Origin of the sequence: Pseudomonas sp. SG20052 (assembly GCF_031766055.1) — a bacterium.
Taxonomy (GTDB): Bacteria; Pseudomonadota; Gammaproteobacteria; order Pseudomonadales; family Pseudomonadaceae; genus Aquipseudomonas; species Aquipseudomonas mandelii.
This window is the reverse complement of record NZ_CP134498.1, coordinates 5,661,705-5,682,210: the sequence shown is the minus strand read 5'-3', so window position 1 is coordinate 5,682,210 and position 20,506 is coordinate 5,661,705. Positions and strand designations below refer to the sequence as shown.

Genomic DNA, 20,506 nt, shown 5'->3' with positions numbered 1-20,506 from the left:
TCAAGCGTCCTTCTGCTTGGTACCGAAGATCTTGTCACCGGCATCGCCCAAGCCTGGGATGATGTAACCGTGTTCGTTGAGTTTTTCATCAATGGAGGCGGTGTAGATCATCACGTCCGGGTGCGCTTTGCCTACAGCGGCGATGCCTTCCGGCGCGGCAACCAGCACCATGGCGCGGATGTCGCGGCAACCGGCCTTTTTCAGCAGGTCGATGGTGGCGACCATGGAGCTGCCGGTGGCGAGCATCGGGTCGATGATCATTGCCAGGCGCTCGTTGATTTCCGGAACCAGTTTTTCCAGGTAGGTGTGGGCCTGCAGGGTTTGTTCGTTGCGGGCCACGCCGACGGCGCTGACCTTGGCACCCGGGATCAGGCTCAGCACGCCTTCGAGCATGCCGATGCCGGCGCGCAGGATTGGCACCACGGTGATTTTCTTGCCGGCGATTTTCTCCACCGACACGGTGCCGCACCAACCTTCGATGTCGTAGGTTTCCAGCGGCAGGTCTTTGGTGGCTTCATAGGTCAGCAGGGCACCGACTTCCTGAGCGAGCTCACGGAAATTCTTCGTGCTAATGTCGGCGCGGCGCATGAGGCCGAGTTTATGACGGATCAGCGGATGGCGGATCTCGAGGATGGGCATGGGAAAGGCTCCGGCGGCGGGCAAAAAAACCGGCCTAGATTAATCTATCCGAGGGTGTTGTCCTATAGACATACAGTACGTTAGTCCACAAACGCTTGATCTGGCCGTGCGGGATGCGTACCTTTGCCCGCTTTTCCCGAATCCGTCCCCCCCTGGAGAGCGCCATGTCCGCTGATCTCGAGCATATCCGTCAAATCATGCGAGAGGCTGACTGCCTGTACACCGAAGCTGAAGTCGAGGCGGCCATCGCCCGCGTCGGTGCACACATCAATGAACAGCTGGCTGACACTAACCCGGTGGTGTTCTGCGTGATGAACGGCGGCCTGATTTTCGCCGGCAAGCTGCTCACCCATCTGCACTTCCCGCTGGAAGCGTCCTACCTGCACGCCACCCGTTATCGCAACGAAACCAGCGGCGGCGACCTGTTCTGGAAAGCCAAGCCGGAAGTTTCGTTCCTCGACCGCGACGTGCTGATCATCGACGACATCCTCGATGAAGGTCACACCCTGGGGGCGATCATCGATTACTGCAAACACGCTGGCGCGCGTAAAGTGCACACCGCCGTGCTGATCGACAAGGACCACGACCGCAAGGCTCGCCCGGACCTGAAAGCCGATTTCGTCGGCCTGCCGTGCATCGACCGTTACATCTTCGGTTACGGCATGGACTACAAAGGCTACTGGCGTAACGCCAACGGGATTTTTGCTGTTAAAGGAATGTAAGAACATGACCGTGCCCAGCTTTCTTGATCAAACGTTGTTCGCCGGATTGGCCGAGAAAGCTGCGGCCAATCCGCGCGGGCGCCAGCATCACAACTTCCATCAAATGGAAGAGGCTTGCCACCGCATGGCCGTGGGATTGCAGCCGAGTACGTATATTCCCCCTCATAGGCACTTGAGTGATGACAAGGCGGAAACGCTGTTGGTGCTGCGGGGGCGTCTTGGCCTGTTGATTTTTGATGAGTCTGGAGGCGTTATCCACAGGCGCGTTCTGCAAGCCGCTGGCGAATCGGTAGGCGTGGATCTTCCTCCCGGCGTGTTCCATGGCCTGGTCGTGCTGGAAGCCGATAGCCTGATGTTCGAATGCAAGGCCGGGCCTTATCGGCCGGTCGGTGAGGGTGAGCTGGCGCACTGGGCACCACGTGAAGGCGAGCCGGGTGTGGCCGAGTATCAGGCGTGGATGCGCGCACAGTTTGATTGAGCCGTGCGCTCAATTTTCCTCGGCCAGCCAGCGTTCGCTTTTGCGACGGGCCTGTTCCAGGTTGTTCACGTAGGCCAGCTGACGCTGTTCCCGATGGATGCCCGCGCGCCTGAGCTTCAGGCGCACCCGTGGAGCGGTCGCCACCAGAATCAGGCCGATGCCGTCCTTGCGGTAATCCCTCAGGATATTGTCGAAGGCGGCCAGCGCCGTCATGTCCAGCATCGGCACGGCGCTCATCTCGACGATCACCACTTTGACCTCCGGGTTGAATTTGCGTAGCACCCCCAGCGCTTTTTCAGCTGCGCCGAAGAACAGCGGCCCGCGTATCGCGTAGCAGCGGACGTGCTCCGGCATGTCCTGCAAGGCTTGATGGAAGCCGCGAGGCAGTTCGGCGGTGTCGGTGAGATCGCTCATGCGCTTGATAAATAACCCGGCGGCCAGCAGCAGGCCGACGGCGACGGCCATCACCATGTCGAACAACACCGTCAGGCTCAGGCAGGTCAGCAAGACCAGCACATCGCTGCGAGGCGCGATGCGCAAGGTATGGAGCACGTGCCGGGCCTCGCTCATGTTCCACGCCACCATGACCAGCAACGCGGCCAGTGCCGCCATCGGCAAGTAGCTGAAAAGCGGTGCCAGGACGAGTATTGCCATCAGCACCACGGCGCTATGAATTATGGCGGCCAGTGGCGAAAAGGCGCCGCTGCGCACGTTGGTGGCACTTCGGGCAATGGCCGCCGTGGCGGTAATGCCACCGAACAACGGTGCGATCAGGTTGCCCAGGCCCTGGCCCAGCAGTTCTGCGTTGGGGTCGTGTTTGCTGCCGGTCATGCCATCCGCCACCACCGCACACAACAAGGATTCGATGGCGCCGAGCATGGCAATGGCGAACGCGGGCGCCAGTAACTGACGGATCAAATCGTAAGACAGGTGCAGCGGCTGGCCGTCGGGGCCGGATAGATTCCAAGGCCAATCGAAGCTTGGCAGGAACGGCGGAATGCCGGGATGGCTGACGCCGTCGACCATATAGCTGAAGCGCTCACCCAATGTCGCCACCGCCAGCCCGCCGTGCTCCAGCGCCACCCCCAGGAGCGCGCCGATTGTCAGCGCCACCAGATGCCCCGGAATCCTCGGCACCCACCGTGGCCAGACAATCAGAACGGCCAGGCATGTGAGGCCGATGATCCCGTCCCCTAGTCGGGCGCTGGGCAACGCCAGAATCAATACGCCCAGTTGTTCGATGTAGTGTTCTGCCTGGCCGGCGGTGGTCAGGCCCAGCAAATCCTTCAATTGCAGGGTGGCAATGACAATGCCGATCCCGGCGGTAAAGCCCAGGGTGACCGGGTACGGAATGTACTGAATCAACCGCCCGGCTCGAATCAGCCCCAAGGCAATGAGAATGACGCCGGCAAGCATGGTGCAAAGCAGCAGGCCGCCCAGGCCATATTGTTGGGTGATGGGCAACAGAATGACCACGAACGCGGCGGTCGGCCCACTGACATTGAAACGTGAACCTCCCGTCAGGGCGATCAGGGGCGCAGCGATCAGTACCGTATACAACCCTTGCTGGGGCGGTACACCTACGGCAATCGCCAGGGCCATGGCCAACGGGATGGCAATAATCCCTACCGTCACCCCGGCACTGATGTCGCCGCGTAAGCGCCTGAGGGTGTAGCCGGCGCGCCAGGTCTGACGCCAGGCCGCAAACAACGGGGGGACGGAGAACGTCATGCACACTCCCTAGAAGACGATGCACTGTTGAACGACGGCTGAAAGCTCGTCCAGCATGGCCAACCTCGTACTGCGAAGTATTGACCTATATCGCCAATTCGCGCGGTTGATCCTCATGCTAGAGTGCTTGGCCTCGTCTTCGGAGCCCGTCATGAGCCTTTTGATCCGCAGCTGCGCCGTCCTGTTGCTGACCCTCAGCCTGCCTCTGGCGGCCGCCCCGGCGCCGATGCACGCGCAGTTTCTGCCGCCTGATGACCTGACCTTGCGTGACGCGGAGCCCGAGCAGCAACAGTTGTTGCAGGTCACCGAATATTCGGTGGTGGTTGGCAGCCAGCGTCAGTCCAATCAACAACCGATTCCGGTCACGTCTCCGATGATGATCCGCCTCAAGGGCAAATCCTTGAACAAGGGCGCGACCATCAACCAGGTGCTGGTCAATTTCGACGGCGAAAGCAAAAGCCTGAAAAAGCCGATCTATGACGAAAAAAGCAAAACCCTGACGCTGTTTTACCCGATGGCGCAGTATCGGGTGGTGATCGATTTGTTGCGCAATGGCACGGTGTATTGCCAGTTCCTCAGCTACGCCAACGGCCATGTCTGGGCCGATCTGCACACGGGCGCTGTTCGTCCGCGTTGAGCCTTGTGCCCGGGCAGGGGTAAACTGCCCGCCCCGTGAAATGTCTGCGAGCTGGAGTCGGCAATGCGTAAAGATAAGAAACAAGTGATTGGTGACGAGATCGGCGATGAGCAGATCAAGTTGTTTCTCGATTTCGAACCGGTCGACGCCACTTCGCCGTCCCTGCATAAGCTGATCAAGGCCTACCGTGGCCTGCGCATCGATGACTTCGAGCGTTTTCTGACATTCTTCGTCGCAGCCGGCCTGGACCTGGATGGCAAGGATGAGCACGGCAATGACTTCGTCGCCCTGATCAAGGATCAGCGCAATGCGGCCGAGTACATCGAGTTGATTGCCAAGGCGCGCGGCTGATCCCGGACACACCGGAATATGTGGCGAGGGAGCTTGCTCCCGCTTGAGTGCGCAGCGCTCACAAAATCTATGCCGTTCGCAGAGCTTTGGGGCCGCTTCGCAGCCCAGCGGGAGCAAGCTCCCTCGCCACAAAGATAATTTCAGCGTCCTAAAAAAAACGCCCCGCTCTCACTGAGAACGGGGCGTTTTTCATGGGGCCGAATCAAGCGTAGCTTTCGGTCTCGTTACTGGCTTCAACCAGTTCCAGGGCGACGTTGTTGTGCGCATTGATCTTGCGATACAGCGCAGCGTCGGTTTCCAGAACTTTTTCCCGGGCCGGGAAGATTTCCGCCAGTTTGGCAGCCCATTCGCCGGATGCCTTGTTCGGGAAGCATTTTTCAATCAGCTCAAGCATGATCGAAACAGTCACCGAAGCGCCTGGGGAGGCGCCGAGCAGGGCGGCAAGGGAACCGTCCTTGGCCGCGACCAGTTCGGTACCGAACTGCAGAACGCCGCCTTTTTTCGGATCCTTCTTGATGATCTGCACCCGTTGGCCGGCCACTTCCAGGCGCCAGTCTTCGGCTTTCGCCTCAGGGTAGAAGCGACGCAGGGAGTCCAGACGCTGCTCCATCGACTGCATTACTTCGCTGACCAGGTACTTGGTCAGGTCCATGTTGTTTTTCGCCACGGCCAGCATCGGGCCGATGTTGCCGGCGCGAACCGACATCGGCAGGTCCATGAAGGAGCCATGCTTGAGGAACTTGGTGGTGAAACCGGCATAAGGTCCGAACAGCAGGGACTTCTTGCCATCGACCACGCGGGTATCCAGGTGCGGCACCGACATCGGTGGAGAACCCACCGCAGCCTGGCTGTAGACCTTGGCCTGGTGATGCTTGACCACTTCCGGATTGTCGCAACGCAGCCACTGGCCACTGATCGGGAAGCCGCCGAAGCCTTTGCTTTCTTCGATGCCCGAGGCTTGCAACAGCGGCAGTGCCGCGCCGCCCGCTCCGAGGAAGACGAATTTGGCGTCGACTTCACGGGTGTTGCCGCTGTTGACGTCCTTGATGCTGACGGTCCAGCCGCTGCCGTTACGCTTGAGGCCCGTCACGCGCTTGCAATACTTGACCTGGGCATCGGGTGCGCTGGTCAGGTGCTTGAGCAATTGATTGGTCAGGGCGCCGAAGTTGACGTCGGTGCCGTTCATTACGCGGGTGGCTGCGACGACTTCGTCGGCTGGCCGGCCCGGCATCATCAACGGCATCCAGTCGGCCATGGTGGCCTTGTCTTCGGTGTATTCCATGTCCGAGAAGGCGTGGTGCTTGCTCAGGGTCTTGAAGCGTTCCTTGAGGAAGGAAACGCCATCATTGCCCTGCACGAAGCTGAGGTGCGGCACCGGGCTGATGAACGTCTTGCAGGAGCCGAACGTGCCTTTTTTGGTCAGGTAGGACCAGAACTGCTTCGACACTTCGAACTGAGTGTTGATGTGCACGGCTTTCTTGATGTCGACGCTGCCGTCGGCCGCCTGCGGCGTGTAATTGAGCTCACACAGCCCGGCGTGACCGGTACCGGCGTTGTTCCATGGGTTGGAACTCTCCGCAGCACCGGAATCCATCAGCTCGACGACTTCCAGCTTGATCGCGGGGTCGAGTTCTTTGAGCAGTACGGCAAGGGTGGCACTCATGATGCCGGCCCCAACCAGTACTACGTCGACTGCTTCGTTATGCGCCATTTAACGCGTCTCCAAAATCTGCAGCACCAAATTGTCGGCATGGCTGCCAGGCGTTCCGGGGCGTGTCAGTGATGCCCAGGTACCCGTGGTCAGTGTTGCCATGTCCGAATCTTCGCAATTTTTCGCAACTTCGACGGATGCATGCGGCCGGGCCTAAAGAGTTACATGAACTCATCTCAGCGCGCGGCTGGCAATTCGACTTATGGTCGAGACATCCGTTTGTGCAACCAAATCCGTAGCGGACAGGCTTCAGGCTCCGGTGTTCGAGGAGTACTCGGTCCTGTGTCGTTGGGCTGTTTCAGACGCTAATGGTGCATGTTCAGACGCAAAACTATTCATTTGCTCGCCACACTCTTGTGAAGTTGTGAAAACCCGTTTTTTTCACGCTCTTTTGAAGACGTGAACCTCAAAAAAGGGCTGTCCCAGCCTGGCACCGTGCCCGGATGGATTGCCGTCATGGGGTACATGACAGGCAAAACGGGCAAACAGCTCAGTGACCGAGCGTAATGACAGCTCTGCAGATTCGCGAAAAGTGGGGTTTTTGCTCAAGGAACAGCAAGCGCGCCAGCTTCACTCGATCTGTGTGGGCGGCTCTCTGTGGGCGGTGCGGGGTGCCAATACCGAAGCATTGACGATGCTGCGAGGCCCGATCAGGAGACGTCCTTATAATCGGGGGGAGATTGTATCTAAGAAACGCAGGGAAATGGACGTGTTTAATGACTTTTATTAGGCGTCTGGTCAGGTGGTCAACAGATGTTGCACCCGTGCACGTGGCCGGCGCTGGCTGACGCGGGCACTCGGGGGCAGGGGATGGTGCAACCAATTGAGGCGGATTTCTTCGATTTCGACCCAGCCATCGCCCATCGGCTGGAGGCTGCACTGCTTGAACGCCTGGCAATGGCCATTGCGGTCGAGCAGGGCAAAACTGCGGTGCAAGGGGCGTGGCGCGAACAGCGAGATGAGATAACGCATGACAAAGTACCTTGTGGGTGACCTGCCGAGAAGGTTGCCAGCAAGCCGTGACGTGAAAGTGTATGGGCGATGACAGATCTGTGACACGAGGGGGTTTCTGATGGGTTTGTAGGAAATTACTTCAATCATTGCAGCGCCCTAGTTCGCTGCAGTGGCGCACGGCTATACTGCGGGCCTGTTTGTGCCTGATTCTGGAGAGAAGAGCATGTTGCAACGCCTGTTGTTCGGTTTGATCACTGTGACCAGTTTGACCCTCGTCGGCTGCGCCCACAGCCCGCAACAACTGAACCCTGAACCCAAGCTGACAGCTCAGCTGGCGCCGGTCGGCCGCGGTCAGCCGGTGGTGGTGCGTGTGGTGGATGGTCGTCCGTCGCCAACCCTGGGCACCCGTGGTGGCTTGTACCCCGAGACCAGCGCGATCACCGTGCAGGGCGCGCAGATCCTGCCGAAGTTGCAGGCACAGGCCGAGGCGGCCGTGCGGTTGCTGGGCTTCACCCCGACCTCGAATGCGCTGAATGCCCCGCAATTGACCGTGACCCTGGCCGAGTTGAAGTATCAGTCGCCTAAAGAAGGCATGTACGTGACTGAAGCGACCATCGGCGCAACCTTCCGCTCGGATGTGCAGAACGCCAACCGTCGCTACAGCGGCCGTTACGGCGCATCCCTGGACCAGCGTTTCGGTATGGCGCCGAATCAGGAAACCAACACCAAGCTGGTCAGCGACGTGTTGAGCGATGCGTTGACGCGTCTGTTCAAGGACCCGACGATTGGTCAGATTCTCGGCGAGTAACTTTCGCGAGATTCAAAAAAGCCCGGTGCCAGCAATGGCTCCGGGCTTTTTCATGCCTGCTGATTACCGATCACCAGCAGGCGCGAGGCTGGTGGGGTCAGGCCGCTTGTGAATAGAAATCCAGCACGCTCACGCCGGTCAGCAAATCCGTCTCTGGCAAATCCGCATGCTGATGCCCGCCCAGTGCGCAATAAACCAGCCAATGGCGGTCCTGAACGTTAAAGGCGAGGCTTCCTACGAGGTTTTGTTGTTCGTCACTCTGGGCGATGAGGTAGAGGCGGTCCTGGTTTTCGGCGTGCAGCATGACGGTATCCGTGTCGGTTTCGAGGGCCGCCAGACTGGCGTATTCAGATGACGGAGCCGTGACACAGGGCAGCATTTGCTCAGATGGTTCGTTATTTGTCGGAAAGGCAGGGCAGGGGGACAGGCTTTCGGTAGAATTCTCGCCGCGGTCGTCGGTTCGGCGTCTGCCACACCTGTTTTGCCGAGGTCCGTGATGTCGTTGCATTTGATTTCGCTGTTCACCCACCATCCCGCCAAGTTGATCAACCTGCTGGCCTTGCTGTTGGCCTTCCCGGGTAGTTGGCTGCTGCATGCCACGCGTCGCCGTGAACAACGCGCCATGGCGAGCCTTGTCGCCCAACGCCAGAGCCGTCCGAACGAAGAGCCCACCCTGGATTGGGCGACGTTGCGCATGAACCGTTTCTTCTACCGCTTCGGCTTCGCGTGCCTGGGGTTGGCGTTGCTGGTGTCTTGGATCAGCACCTGGTTCTGAATCTTTGACGCAGAACCTTGTGGCGAGGGAGCTTGCTCCCGCTGGGCTGCGAAACGGCCCCACAACCAGCCATCCTTGTAGCGTCAGGCAAACCGCGAGCACCGATGTTTCGACTGCTGCTTAGTCGGGCGGGAGCAAGCTCCCTCGCCACAGGGACAGTGCCTTGCCGACCTACCGCGTCAAGGCAAATAAAAACGGCGCCTCGAAGGCGCCGTTGTTGTATCCAGTCAATTACAGCGGCAAACCTGCCTTGACCCGATACTGATTACGCACCGGCGTCGCATATTGCAGCACCAGATACGGCCGATGTTCCTCAGGGCAGGCTTCCAGTCGGCGTTGCCATTCTTCCTGGGCCTTGGCCAGTTCGTCGGCCGCAAACACCTCGGCAGCTTTTGGCACCTGCAATTGCGGGTCAGCGTCTTTCCACTGCGCGTAAGCCAGGTAATGCACCGGGAATAACCGGTAGCCGCCGAGAATCTGCCGGTCTATTTCGATCGCCAATTGCTTGGTGTCGTCGAACAGTTCGGTGATCGGCGCGGCGAAGTTCACGTGCACCCGGCCCTTGTAGCCGGTGATGCCCTTGGCGATGCTGACGTCGTCCTCGCCCGGGACTTTGGTGTAGCTGCCGGTGGTGGCGCGGATGAACAACTCGCGGGCCTTGGCCTGGTCGCACGGGTCGTATTCGTAGCTGATCGACACCGGGCTGACGTTGAGCGAGCGGATGACTTCGCCGAACGGCTCGTCCTTGCGGCTCATGTGGAACATCTTCAGGATCGCCGACTCGGTGCGGTCATCACCGTCCTTGGCCCGGCCCTCGGCCTGGGCGATCCAGATGGAGGCGCAATCGTTGCGGATCGAGTGGTTGATGTAGGCGGACAGCAGCTGATACGCCGCCATCTTCTCGCGACGCCCGGTGATCGAACGGTGCACGATGAAGCTCTTGTTCAGGCGCATCAAATCGCTGACAAAGGGCTTTTGCAGCAAGTTGTCGCCGATCGCGATGCGCGGTGTCGGCAGGCCGGCGTGGTACACGGCGTAGTTGACGAAGGCCGGGTCCATCACGATGTCACGGTGGTTGGCGATGAACAAGTAGGCGCTGCCGGACTTGAACTGCTCGACACCGGTGTACGTCACACCGTCCGTGGCTCGTTCGATGGTGTGGTCGACATACATCTCGACTTTATCCTGCAACGTCGCCACCGAGGTGACGCTGGCGAACTCACGGCGCAGCCGATGAGCTATAAGAGGTTTGAGCGCCCAGCCAAAGGCACCGGCAAAACGCGGGAAGCGGAAATGGATGAGGATATCTAGAAACGCCTTGTCGCCGAGCAGTCGGTCCAGCACCGCAGGGACTTCGCTGTCATTGTAAGGTCGGATGGCATCGAATTCGCCCATCATGCTCTCTTGTTAGAAACGGCTAGGGTAAGTAAAGGTTTTGCTCGAAAACCAACGGGGCACGGTCTGAAAAGTTAGCCAGACAAAAATAGCCCTGCAAATAGACCGGCGATTATACGCACAAGTCACTTGGGAGACCGCGATGCTGGAACCTGCGTTGTACGAATGTCCGTATTGTGGTGAAGAGGTCGAGACGACGGTGGACCTGTCCGGTGGCGATCAGACCTATATCGAGGACTGTCAGGTGTGCTGTCGGCCGATAACGTTTGTGTTGCAGGTAGACGGAGAGGAATGGCATCTCGAAGTGTTCAGCGAAAACGAGTAAGGGGCGTCTATGCAGCGAATCTACGAGCCGGAAAACCTGATGGAAGGGGAGTTGCTGCAAGGCATGCTGGCCAGCGAGGGCATCGAGGCGCATCTGGTGGGCCGCGATTTGATCGGCGGGACCGGTGAACTGCCGATCTACGGCCTGCTGGGTTTGTCGGTGGACAACGACCAGGCCGAATACGCCCGCGAGCTGATCACCGCGTACAATGCCGCGCTGCCACTGCCCGGTGATGAACCGGACAGCTTTCCCGGCACGCTGGTCTGTTAGGCTGGCGTTCGTTTTATTGAGAGTCGTGTTGCCCCATGTGTGGACGTTATGCCCTGTTTCGCTGGAACCCCGCCTTCGCGGCCCTGCCTGGCTTCCCCGCCGATCAGCAGGCCCAGTGGAATATTTCCCCCAATGATTCGGTGCTGATGCTGCGTGCCGGTGCAGACGCTCAGCGTGAGTTGGCGCGGGCGCGTTGGGGGCTGACGCCGCCGTGGCTGACCGATCTTTCCCGCACCCCGGCCCATGCCCGGGCCGAAACCGTCGCTGAACAACCGATGTTTCGTCAGGCCTTGCGCGAACGCCGTTGCCTGCTGCCGGCCAACGGTTTCTACGAATGGCGTGGCACGACCCGCAAGCGCCCGTATTGGCTGACGCCGGGAGAAGGCTCGACCTTGTTTTTTGCGGCGATCTGGGAAGCGTATCCGGTGCAGGAGCAGGTGTGGCTGAGCACGGCGGTGATCACCCAGCCGGCCGCGAGTCAGCGTCGGCCGTTGATTCTGGATGAGGCAGGGCAGGCGGCGTGGCTTGATCCCGAGACGCCGCTGCATGTATTACAAGGGTTGCTGGCCAGTGAGCCCGCGGCGTTGCGCGAGCGGGTATTGGCAAATCTGGTGAATGATCCGAAGCTGAATGGGCCGGAGTGTCTGACCCCTGGTTAAAGGTTGCCTGTGCTGACGCCTTCGCGGGCAAGCCTCGCTCCTACGGACCACCGTGTTCTGTAGGAGCGAGGCTTGCCCGCGAAGGGTTTTTTGGATCAAACCTTGAACTGATTGATCAACCGCCGCTGCTGCTCAGCCAACTTGGTCAGATCCGCACTCGCCGCACTGGATTCATCCGCCCCGCCGGCCACTTCATTGGCCACTTGCCCGATGTTGATCACGTTACGGTTGATGTCATCCGCCACCGCGCTCTGCTCTTCGGCCGCACTGGCAATCTGGGTGTTCATGTCATTGATCACCGACACCGCCTGAGTAATGGTCTCCAGGGCCTCGGCCGCTTTCGCCGCATGTTGCACGCTTTCGTCTGTGCGGTTCTGGCTGTCCTCCATGACCCGCACTACATCGCGGGTGCCTTGTTGCAGTTGCTGGATCATGGTCTGGATTTCTTCAGTGGCTTTCTGAGTCTTCTGCGCCAGGTTGCGCACTTCATCGGCCACCACCGCAAAACCGCGGCCCTGTTCGCCCGCGCGTGCCGCTTCAATGGCCGCATTCAAGGCCAGCAGATTGGTTTGTTCAGCGATCCCGCGAATGGCGGTCAGGATCGCGTTGATGTTCTCGCTGTCCTTGGCCAGGGTTTGCACCACGCCCACAGCCTTGCCGATTTCAATTGCCAGGACGCCAATCGAATTCGACGTATCCCGGACAATTTGCATGCCCTGGGCCGCTGCCTGATCGGCATGGCTGGCAGCTTGCGCGGCCTGGGTGGCGTTGCGTGCCACGTCTTGGGCGGTGGCGGTCATTTCATGCACCGCCGTCGCCACTTGATCGATCTCGGCCATTTGCTTCTGCACACCGATGTTGGTGCGGATGGCAATGTCGGCGGTGTGTTCCGATGAATCGCTGACGCTCTGCACCGAGGTCACGACCTGGGTGATCATCGCCTGTAGCTTGGCGAGGAACGTGTTGAAGCCTTTGGCAATCGAGCCCAGTTCGTCGGCGCGGTCGCTGGTCAGGCGGCGCGTCAGGTCGCCTTCGCCTTTGGCGATATCGTCGAGCATCGCCACCATTTGCTTGAGCGGACGGGCGATGCCGTGGCCCACCAGCCAGATCACCAACAGACCGATACCGGCGATCAACAAACCGACCATGGCCATTCCGAAGGTGTCGGATTTGCGCTGAGCGTCCAGGTCGCCCTGGAGTTTTTGCAGGTCGGCCATCACGGCGTTCAGCGGCAGTTGCAGCATCAAGGTCCAGCGCGCATCGGTCTGGCCGATGCCGAAGGGCAGGTACAACTCGATCCTGCCCTGGGCCTTGTCGACGGTGTAAGTCACTTCGCCGCCCTTGAGGTGGGTCATGTTGGCGATCTGCTTGCTGTCGAGAATGTCGCTGACCTTTTCGCCGAATTTGCTCGGGTCCTTGGTGTAGGCAACGATCCGGCCATTACCGCCGATCAGCGCCATTTCCCCTGCGCCGCTGTACAGTTTCTGATTCGCCCCCAGCAACATTTCCTGGATGAAGTTCACCGACAGGTCGGCACCGACGATGCCCTGGAAGGCGCCGTTGAGCATGATCGGTTCAATAAAGGAGGCGAGCATGACGATTTTGTCGCCGACCTTGTAGGGCGCCGGATCGATCACGCAGGACTTCTTGGTTTCTTTCGAACACAGGTAGTACTCGCTGGCACGCACGCCGGTGGACAGGGTTTTCTGGTCATCGACGTCCACCAGTTTGTCCAGGCCCAGGGTGCCGTCCTCGTTGCGAAACCACCACGGCAGGAAGCGCCCGTTGCTGGCGTCGATGCCGACCACCTTGGTGTCGACGTAGGCCGCATCGTTGTGATCGAGCGCGTCTTTTTCCCAACCTATATAGGTGCCGAGAATTTTCGGGTTCTTGGCCACGTTTTCCTTGATCAGGCTGATCAACTGCTCCCGGCTCAGACTCAATGTCGGCTGGCCATCGGCCCCCGGCGTACCGATCAGCGCGTTGACCCGCACCAGGCCGCCAGCGATCAGCAGCGGCGCTTCGAGTTCGCGCTGGATCTGGCTGACCTGGGTTTGCGCCAGAGAGGTCAGGCGCTGCTCGATGACTTGCTCGAATTGCGCCTGGGTCCGCTCCTGGACCATGTCTTGCGTCCGGGCGCCGGAAAACAGTGCGTACAGCACCAGCGCGGCGACTACGCTAAGGACGATGGCGCCGGCGAGGGCGGCCACGGAAAACTGGATCGACTTGAATTTCATGGGTGCTCCGCACGCAAGAGGACGTCTGCGGTGGTGTATCGGCAGGATGCTGGAGGGCCATGAGCGAGGCAGCGCGAAATGGCTGTTTTGGAGTGGTTGATGTCGTAAATGAATCATTGCCGGGCGTTGGCGGCCGTGGCGAGCGCCGTTATGTGAATTTTTTCCTACGGCAATGAGAGCTTTATCTGAAATGAGCGTCTACACGTCAGTTGTATCTGGTGCGGATACAGTTACCCGCCTAGGATACCCGGCATGTTTTCAGGGAGTTTTTTGATGAACAAGACATTGGTTGTGTGTGCGCTGAGCGCAGGTTTGTTGCTTGCCGGTTGTCAGTCGGTCAATACCACCAGCGGTGGGGCTGTTGGCGTAGAGCGTAAGCAGTACATGTTCAGCATGTTGTCCACCGACGAAGTCAACCAGATGTACGCGCAGTCTTATCAGAAGACTGTCGGAGAGGCGAGCACCAAGGGTGTGCTGGACAAGACCAGTAACGACGCCAAGCGCGTCCAGCTGATTGCCGATCGGCTGATTGCCCAGGCGCCGGTGTTTCGTCCGGATTCGGCCCAGTGGAAATGGGAAGTCAACCTGATCAAGAGCGACGAGCTCAATGCCAACTGCGGGCCTGGCGGCAAGATCTTTTTCTACACGGGGCTGATCGACAAACTGCAACTCACCGACGATGAAATTGCCGCGATCATGGGCCATGAAATCGCCCATGCCCTGCGCGAGCATGGTCGTGAAGCGATGTCCAAGGCATACGGCGTCGAAATGGCCAAGCAAGGCGCAGGTGCGTTGCTCGGTCTGGGTCAGGACAGCCTGGCCCTGGCGGACACCGTGGCGAAATACGGCATGACCTTGCCCAACAGCCGTGGCAATGAAAACGAGGCGGACCTGATCGGCCTCGAGCTGGCGGCCCGCGCCGGTTACAACCCGAATGCGGCGATCACCTTGTGGAACAAAATGAGCAAAGCCTCGGAAGGCGCCCCACCTGAGTTCTTGAGTACGCACCCGGCTTCGTCCAGCCGGATTGCTTCGTTGCAGGCGGCGATTCCGAAGGTGATGCCGTTGTACGAGAAAGCGCCGAAATCCTGATGGTCAGGCGGTGATGCCGTTGACGCCTTCGCGGGCTAGCCTCGCTCCTACAGGTTTTCGGTCGATTACGACACAGAATCTGTAGGCGCGAGACTTGCCCGCGAGGAACGATAACGCGGTCTATCAACCTACGGCGTCAAACCCACCCGCTGCTCTGCATCGCCTTGTACACCGCCACAATCGCCAGGACAAAGAACGCCGACGCCGCCAGGCGACGGATCAGGGTGAGCGGCAATTTATCCGCCGCAAAGTTACCCGCCAGTACCACCGGCACGTTGGCAATCAACATCCCGGCGGTGGTGCCGATGATCACCAGCCACAAATCCGGGTATTGCGCGGCGAGCATCACCGTGGCGACCTGGGTTTTGTCGCCCATTTCTGCCAGGAAAAACGCGATCAGCGTGGTCAGGAACGGCCCGAACTTGCGGGCGGTGCTGGCTTCATCGTCGTCCATCTTGTCCGGCACCAGGGTCCACAGTGCGGTCGCGGCGAAGCTCGCCGCCAGGATCCAGTGCAACACCGCATTCGAGAAGAAACTGCCGAACCAGGCGCCGACCGCACCGGCCGCCGCATGGTTGGCCAGGGTCGCGGCGACGATGCCGGCGATGATCGGCCAGGGTTTGCGAAAGCGGGCAGCGAGAATGAGCGCGAGCAGTTGCGTCTTGTCGCCGATTTCGGCCAAGGCAACGATTGCGGTGGGAACGAGCAAAGAGTCCAGCATCAGGGATTTTCCTAAGGGGCGGGTCGACACGGCTATGACACGTACAGCCTTCCCGCCCCGGGTAAGGTGTTCGTGTCATAGGTCTTGTCAAACCCTGCGATCCGTCTGATGCGGACGCTTGGGTCGCATACGCCATGGTCTGTTGACCAAGTATGTTGACGTATGCCGGACGAGCATGGCGCTCGTGGGAGACTACTCCCCTAGGACGGAGCGGATTCTGCCTAGGCAAAACCCGTTAGGCAAGCACTTATTTTTCAGCCTCGTTTGGCCCGATAAATTCTGAAACCCTGTCCTTCGGCCTTGATCGCGCACACGCCCAAGTGCTCTTCGATCAGCGGCTGATACTTCAGGAAGCTGTTCGCAACCAAGCGCAGTTCGCCGCCGTTTTTCAGATGTTTGGCTGCTTTTCGCAGCAAGTTCTCGGTGGCGAAGTAGTCGGTGTGAACGCCGACATGGAACGGTGGATTGCTCAGAATTGCACTTAAACCCATCGGTGCCGCGTCAATGCCGTCACCGGTAATCACGTCCGCTTCCAGGCCATTGGCAGCCAGCGTCATACGGCTGCTGGCGGCAGCGAAGGCGTCCACGTCAAGCAACGTCACCTGATTGTGCGGATAACGACGTTTCACCGCCGCGCCCAGTACACCGGCACCGCAACCGAAGTCGAGCAAGTGGCCGCTCGGCAACTTGTCCAAGTGTTCCAGCAGCAATGCGCTGCCGCGATCCAGCCGGCCGTGGCTGAACACGCCCGGCAGGCTGATGACTTTCAGCGGACCTTCGGCCAGCGGCAATTCATAGGTCTGGGCCAGGCTTTCCAGCGACTTGGCTTCTGGCGCGTTGGCCACGGTGACCAGCCAAAGCTGGCAATGCCGCGCGCTGTCGAGCTTGCGTGGCTTGCCGAACGGGTTCAGTTGCTTGGCCGCGCCTTCGATGCCGCTGCGTTTTTCACCCACCAGGTACAACTCGCGACCGGCCAGGCGAGAGGCGAGGGCGTTGAGAATGTAATCGGTCAGGTCCTTGGACTTGGGTAAAAACACCACCGCCGTCTCGAACTCACGCTCGGGTGCGGTCACACCAAAATGGCTGCGCTCGGCAAAACGCGCCTCCAGCGCCGCTTGATCACCGGCATGCCAGCACCAGCCATGGGCGTCGGGCAGACGGCCCAGCAAGTCGTCGGCGGGCAAACCGGCCAGCAGCACCGAACCCTGAAATAAGTCGGCCTGACGAAGCAGTACTTCACTGCGCGGATCCATAACTGCTCCTGTGAAAAAAAGTGCCGCAGTCTATCAACTGACGACCCGCAGCGCTTTACCGCTGAAGTATCCCTGCGCGTTTTCGGTCAACTGACCGACGATCCTTTGCCGCGCCTCGCGACTGCCCCAGGCGTTGTGCGGCGTGACGATCAGCCGTGGAATATCGTGGGCCAGCAACGGATTGCCGGCGGTCGGTGGCTCGACGCTCAGCACATCGGTCGCCGCGCCGCCCAGATGACCGTTGCGCAAGGCATCGGCCAGTGCCTGTTCATCGATCAAGCCACCGCGTGCGGTGTTGACCACGAACGCGCCGGGTTTCATCGAGGCCAGTTCGCGGGCACCAATGAAGTGGCGGGTGTGTTCGTTGAGCGGGCAGTGCAGGGTAAGCGCATCGATTTGCGGCAGCAGTTCATCCAGCGACAAGCGATCCGGCCGGGCAGGGCGCCCCGGAATCTGCCCCAGCAACACGCGCATACCGAAGGCTTCGGCCAGCCGTGCGACGGCGCCGCCCAGTTCGCCATGGCCGAGCAGGCCGAGGGTTTTGCCTTCAAGTTCGACAATCGGGTAATCCAGCAGGCAGAACTGTTTCGCTTGCTGCCAGCGGCCTTCACCCACGGCTTTCTGATAGTCCGCCAGGCGCGTGGCCAGGTTGAGCAGCAACATGATCGTGTGCTGCGCCACCGACGGTGTGCCGTAGCCCTGGCAGTTGCAGACCGTGATGCCGTGGGCACGAGCGGCCGCGAGGTCGACGTTGTTGGTGCCGGTAGCGGTGATCAGGATCAGCTTCAGATCAGGGCTGGCGGCGATGGCGTTGGCGTCGATCAGAATCTTGTTGCTGATGGCCACGGTGGCGCCCTTGAGACGTTCGATCACCTGCTCCGGCGTGGTCTGTGCGAATAGCTGCAAGTCGTCAAAGCAGTCGCGCAACGGGCTGAGATCGAGGTCGCCCAGGTCCAGGGAAGGGTGGTCGAGGAAAACGGCGCGGCGAGAGTTCGTCATCAACTGTACCTTTTGTGCGGTGAACTGAAGGCGTAATCTGCCGAGCCTACCAGATGAAACATATAGTTACGCATTGCAGGCCAGGTGCGAAACCTGTGGGAGTGAGCCTGCTCGCGATGGGTCATTAACATTCAACACCTTTGTTTAATGTCAGATCGCATCGCGAGCAGGCTCGCTCCTACAGGGGTTGGCGTTGACCTGTGAATTTCATTTTGATCGATCTACCCCAAAGGAGCCCCCATGTACTGGACAGAGTTCTTGACCGTTGCCCTGATTCACTTGCTCGCCGTCGCCAGCCCCGGCCCGGATTTCGCCGTGGTGGTGCGTGAAAGCGTGACTCATGGCCGTCGCGCCGGGACCTGGACAGCGCTGGGCGTCGGTACGGCGATTTTCCTGCACGTCGGCTATTCATTGCTCGGCATCGGCCTGATCGTGTCGCAGTCGATCGTGCTGTTCAACGCCTTGAAATGGGCGGCTGCCGCGTATCTGCTGTACATCGGCTACAAGGCCTTGCGCGCGCAACCGGCTAAAGCCGTCACCGACGACTTGCACAAGGAAGCCGGCGAGCGCACACCCCGCGGTGCCTTCACCTCAGGTTTCGTGACCAACGGCCTGAACCCCAAAGCCACGCTGTTCTTTTTGTCTCTGTTCACCGTGGTGATCAACCCGCACACGCCGTTGGCGGTACAGGCAGGCTACGGGCTCTATCTCGCGGCGGCGACGGCCGTGTGGTTCTGCCTGGTGGCGCGGCTGTTCAGCCAGCAGCGCGTGCGCGCCGGTTTTGCGCGGATGGGCCATTGGTTCGACCGGACCATGGGTGTGGTGCTGATCGCCATCGGCGTCAAACTCGCTTTTACCGAGATGCATTGATCGCGCAGAGCCCTGGATCACGAATCCCCGCAAATGCTGGCGCAAAGCTAGCATTTGTACGGGTCTGCAAATCATTCCTTTGGCTGATTTGGCCGGCGTATAAGGGTTCTAGAGTGTTTGCCTCTTGAAGCCAACACCGTGCAGTCAGAAAAGGGATTCTTATGTTGCAGACTCGCGTTATCCCCCCAGCCGAAGGCGCTTACCAGTATCCGTTGCTGATCAAACGGCTGCTGATGTCCGGCGCTCGTTACGAGAAAACCCGCGAGATCATTTACCGCGACCAGTTGCGCTACAGCTATCCGACCCTGATCGAGCGGGTCGCGCGGCTGGCCAACGTGCTCACGGCGGCCGGGGTCAAGGCCGGCGATACCGTGGCGGTGATGGACTGGGATAGCCATCGGTATCTGGAATGCATGTTTGCCATCCCGATGATCGGCGCGGTGATTCACACCATCAACGTGCGCCTGTCACCGGAACAGATCCTCTACACCATGAACCACGCCGAGGACCGCTTCGTGCTGGTCAACAGCGAATTCGTCGGGCTGTACCAGGCGATTGCCGGGCACCTGACCACGGTCGAGAAAACCCTGCTTCTGACAGATCTGCCGGAAAAAACCGCCGACTTGCCGAACCTGGTAGGCGAGTACGAGCAGTTGCTGGCGGCCGCGAGCACGCAGTACGACTTCCATGACTTCGACGAAAACTCGGTCGCGACCACGTTCTACACCACCGGCACCACCGGCAACCCTAAAGGCGTGTACTTCACCCACCGGCAACTGGTGCTGCACACCATGGGCGTGTCGACCATCATGGGCGCCATCGACAGCGTGCGGCTGCTGGGCACCAACGACGTGTACATGCCGATCACGCCGATGTTCCACGTGCATGCCTGGGGCTTGCCGTATGTGGCGACCATGCTCGGGCTCAAGCAGGTTTATCCCGGCCGTTACGACCCGGAGTACCTGGTGGAGCTGTGGCGCAAGGAGAAGGTCACCTTTTCCCACTGCGTGCCGACCATCCTGCAGATGGTCCTCAATTCCAAGGCGGCGCAGAGCACCGATTTCGGCGGCTGGAAAATCGTCATCGGCGGCAGTGCGCTGAACCGTGCACTGTACGAAGCGGCCAAGGCCAAGGGCATTCAGCTGACCGCCGCTTATGGCATGTCGGAAACCGGGCCGTTGGTGTCCTGTGCCCACCTCAACGATGAGCTGATGGCCGGCACCGAAGACGAACGCACCACGTATCGCATCAAGGCCGGCGTACCGGGGCCACTGGTGGAGGCGGCGATCGTCGACACCGACGGCAACTTCCTGCCCGCCGATGGCGAGACTCAGGGCGAACTGGTGCTGCGTGCGCCGTGGCTCACCGAAGGCTACTTCAACGAACCGCAAAAGGGTGCCGAGCTCTGGGCCGGGGGCTGGCTGCACACCGGCGACGTGGCGACGCTGGACAGCATGGGCGTGATCGACATTCGTGATCGCATCAAAGACGTGATCAAGACCGGCGGCGAGTGGATCTCGTCCCTGGACCTCGAAGATCTGATCAGCCGTCACGTGGCGGTACGCGAAGTAGCAGTGGTAGGCATCGCCGATCCACAGTGGGGCGAGCGCCCGTTTGCGCTGCTGGTGATCCGCGAAGGGCATGAGATCGGGGCTAAAGAGCTCAAGGAACACCTCAAGCCATTCGTAGAGTTGGGCCACCTGAGCAAGTGGGCGATCCCGAGCCAGATCGCCCTTGTTACTGAAATTCCCAAGACCAGTGTCGGCAAACTCGACAAGAAGCGCATCCGCCTAGACATCACTGAATGGCAGGCCAACAACAGCACCTTCCTCTCGACGCTTTAAGCGCCTTCTGGTGTGCCCGAAAGGGCACGCCAGCC

At 60.1% G+C, this 20,506-nt stretch carries 22 protein-coding genes, 1 pseudogene and 1 riboswitch; of the genes and pseudogenes, 12 read left to right on the top strand and 11 right to left on the bottom strand.

Features of this window, described 5'->3' with window-relative positions:
* Complete coding sequence (gene upp / locus RHP74_RS26075) at positions 1–639, bottom strand: uracil phosphoribosyltransferase (RefSeq protein ID WP_010458234.1); 639 nt, start codon at positions 637–639, stop codon at positions 1–3.
* Positions 640–803: 164 nt separating this feature from the next.
* On the opposite strand from upp, the gene RHP74_RS26070 reads away from it, so the two are divergent.
* Positions 804–1,361 (top strand): hypoxanthine-guanine phosphoribosyltransferase, encoded by a 558-nt coding sequence (locus tag RHP74_RS26070; RefSeq protein WP_010458232.1) that lies wholly within the window; start codon positions 804–806, stop codon positions 1,359–1,361.
* A 4-nt stretch (positions 1,362–1,365) separates the two neighbouring features.
* Positions 1,366–1,839 carry a WbuC family cupin fold metalloprotein gene (locus RHP74_RS26065; RefSeq protein WP_311096645.1) on the top strand — a complete coding sequence of 158 codons (474 nt, stop codon included), beginning with the start codon at positions 1,366–1,368 and terminating at the stop codon, positions 1,837–1,839.
* A gap of 9 nt (positions 1,840–1,848) precedes the next feature.
* On the opposite strand, the gene dauA is transcribed toward RHP74_RS26065, so the two are convergent.
* Positions 1,849–3,570 carry a C4-dicarboxylic acid transporter DauA gene (dauA, locus tag RHP74_RS26060; protein WP_311096644.1) on the bottom strand — a complete coding sequence of 574 codons (1,722 nt, stop codon included), beginning with the start codon at positions 3,568–3,570 and terminating at the stop codon, positions 1,849–1,851.
* Between the two features lie 151 nt (positions 3,571–3,721).
* On the opposite strand from dauA, the gene RHP74_RS26055 reads away from it, so the two are divergent.
* Entirely contained in the window at positions 3,722–4,207 is a 486-nt protein-coding gene (locus RHP74_RS26055; RefSeq protein ID WP_010458225.1) for a hypothetical protein, read from the top strand.
* 63 nt (positions 4,208–4,270) lie between these two features.
* Positions 4,271–4,558, top strand: coding sequence for a PA4642 family protein (locus RHP74_RS26050; protein WP_010458223.1), 288 nt, complete (start codon positions 4,271–4,273; stop codon positions 4,556–4,558).
* Between the two features lie 202 nt (positions 4,559–4,760).
* On the opposite strand, the gene mqo is transcribed toward RHP74_RS26050, so the two are convergent.
* Positions 4,761–6,269, bottom strand: coding sequence for a malate dehydrogenase (quinone) (gene mqo / locus RHP74_RS26045; protein WP_077749003.1), 1,509 nt, complete (start codon positions 6,267–6,269; stop codon positions 4,761–4,763).
* 738 nt (positions 6,270–7,007) lie between these two features.
* Positions 7,008–7,241: a hypothetical protein gene (locus RHP74_RS26040; RefSeq protein WP_010458219.1), complete on the bottom strand. Its 234-nt coding sequence runs from the start codon at positions 7,239–7,241 to the stop codon at positions 7,008–7,010.
* Between the two features lie 205 nt (positions 7,242–7,446).
* Between RHP74_RS26040 and RHP74_RS26035 the strand changes: the two genes are divergently transcribed.
* Entirely contained in the window at positions 7,447–8,031 is a 585-nt protein-coding gene (locus tag RHP74_RS26035) for a YajG family lipoprotein (RefSeq protein WP_010458217.1), read from the top strand.
* A gap of 97 nt (positions 8,032–8,128) precedes the next feature.
* Here RHP74_RS26035 and RHP74_RS26030 read toward each other — a convergent pair whose 3' ends face one another.
* On the bottom strand, positions 8,129–8,335 hold the full coding sequence (locus tag RHP74_RS26030) for a hypothetical protein (RefSeq protein WP_010458215.1): 207 nt from the start codon (positions 8,333–8,335) through the stop codon (positions 8,129–8,131).
* Positions 8,336–8,527: 192 nt separating this feature from the next.
* On the opposite strand from RHP74_RS26030, the gene RHP74_RS26025 reads away from it, so the two are divergent.
* Positions 8,528–8,806 (top strand): hypothetical protein, encoded by a 279-nt coding sequence (locus tag RHP74_RS26025; protein ID WP_010458213.1) that lies wholly within the window; start codon positions 8,528–8,530, stop codon positions 8,804–8,806.
* 231 nt (positions 8,807–9,037) lie between these two features.
* Here RHP74_RS26025 and RHP74_RS26020 read toward each other — a convergent pair whose 3' ends face one another.
* Positions 9,038–10,204, bottom strand: coding sequence for a 1-acyl-sn-glycerol-3-phosphate acyltransferase (locus tag RHP74_RS26020; RefSeq protein ID WP_077749002.1), 1,167 nt, complete (start codon positions 10,202–10,204; stop codon positions 9,038–9,040).
* Between the two features lie 139 nt (positions 10,205–10,343).
* Here RHP74_RS26020 and RHP74_RS26015 point away from each other — a divergent pair, with 139 nt between their 5' ends.
* Genes RHP74_RS26015 through RHP74_RS26005 form a run of 3 tightly spaced genes read left to right on the top strand, consistent with a single transcriptional unit; the run spans position 10,344 to position 11,455 of the window.
* Positions 10,344–10,526: a CPXCG motif-containing cysteine-rich protein gene (locus RHP74_RS26015; RefSeq protein ID WP_010458210.1), complete on the top strand. Its 183-nt coding sequence runs from the start codon at positions 10,344–10,346 to the stop codon at positions 10,524–10,526.
* A 9-nt stretch (positions 10,527–10,535) separates the two neighbouring features.
* Positions 10,536–10,796, top strand: a complete 261-nt coding sequence (locus tag RHP74_RS26010) for a putative signal transducing protein (protein ID WP_010458208.1) — start codon at positions 10,536–10,538, stop codon at positions 10,794–10,796.
* A 35-nt stretch (positions 10,797–10,831) separates the two neighbouring features.
* Positions 10,832–11,455, top strand: coding sequence for an SOS response-associated peptidase (locus RHP74_RS26005; RefSeq protein ID WP_010458207.1), 624 nt, complete (start codon positions 10,832–10,834; stop codon positions 11,453–11,455).
* Between the two features lie 95 nt (positions 11,456–11,550).
* Here the strand turns inward: RHP74_RS26005 and RHP74_RS31495 are convergent, their stop codons facing one another.
* Positions 11,551–12,255, bottom strand: coding sequence for a methyl-accepting chemotaxis protein (locus tag RHP74_RS31495; RefSeq protein ID WP_372242822.1), 705 nt, complete (start codon positions 12,253–12,255; stop codon positions 11,551–11,553).
* A 198-nt stretch (positions 12,256–12,453) separates the two neighbouring features.
* Positions 12,454–12,513 (bottom strand): annotated as a pseudogene (locus tag RHP74_RS31490) (hypothetical protein); the annotation flags it as partial.
* Positions 12,514–13,965: 1,452 nt separating this feature from the next.
* Here RHP74_RS31490 and RHP74_RS25995 point away from each other — a divergent pair.
* Entirely contained in the window at positions 13,966–14,784 is an 819-nt protein-coding gene (locus tag RHP74_RS25995; protein ID WP_010458203.1) for a M48 family metallopeptidase, read from the top strand.
* Positions 14,785–14,920: 136 nt separating this feature from the next.
* On the opposite strand, the gene RHP74_RS25990 is transcribed toward RHP74_RS25995, so the two are convergent.
* The 3 genes from RHP74_RS25990 to RHP74_RS25980 form a co-directional block, all read right to left on the bottom strand.
* A complete protein-coding gene (locus RHP74_RS25990) occupies positions 14,921–15,505 on the bottom strand; it encodes a TMEM165/GDT1 family protein (RefSeq protein WP_010458201.1) in 585 nt (194 codons plus the stop codon).
* A 90-nt stretch (positions 15,506–15,595) separates the two neighbouring features.
* Positions 15,596–15,718: riboswitch (yybP-ykoY riboswitch) on the bottom strand.
* Between the two features lie 41 nt (positions 15,719–15,759).
* Entirely contained in the window at positions 15,760–16,758 is a 999-nt protein-coding gene (locus RHP74_RS25985) for a class I SAM-dependent methyltransferase (protein WP_010458199.1), read from the bottom strand.
* Positions 16,759–16,791: 33 nt separating this feature from the next.
* On the bottom strand, positions 16,792–17,757 hold the full coding sequence (locus RHP74_RS25980) for a 2-hydroxyacid dehydrogenase (protein ID WP_311096641.1): 966 nt from the start codon (positions 17,755–17,757) through the stop codon (positions 16,792–16,794).
* A gap of 240 nt (positions 17,758–17,997) precedes the next feature.
* Between RHP74_RS25980 and RHP74_RS25975 the strand changes: the two genes are divergently transcribed.
* Both RHP74_RS25975 and RHP74_RS25970 read left to right on the top strand, forming a co-directional pair.
* On the top strand, positions 17,998–18,627 hold the full coding sequence (locus RHP74_RS25975) for a LysE family translocator (RefSeq protein WP_083375764.1): 630 nt from the start codon (positions 17,998–18,000) through the stop codon (positions 18,625–18,627).
* Between the two features lie 161 nt (positions 18,628–18,788).
* Complete coding sequence (locus RHP74_RS25970) at positions 18,789–20,471, top strand: fatty acid--CoA ligase (protein ID WP_311096640.1); 1,683 nt, start codon at positions 18,789–18,791, stop codon at positions 20,469–20,471.
* Positions 20,472–20,506 lie beyond the last annotated feature (35 nt).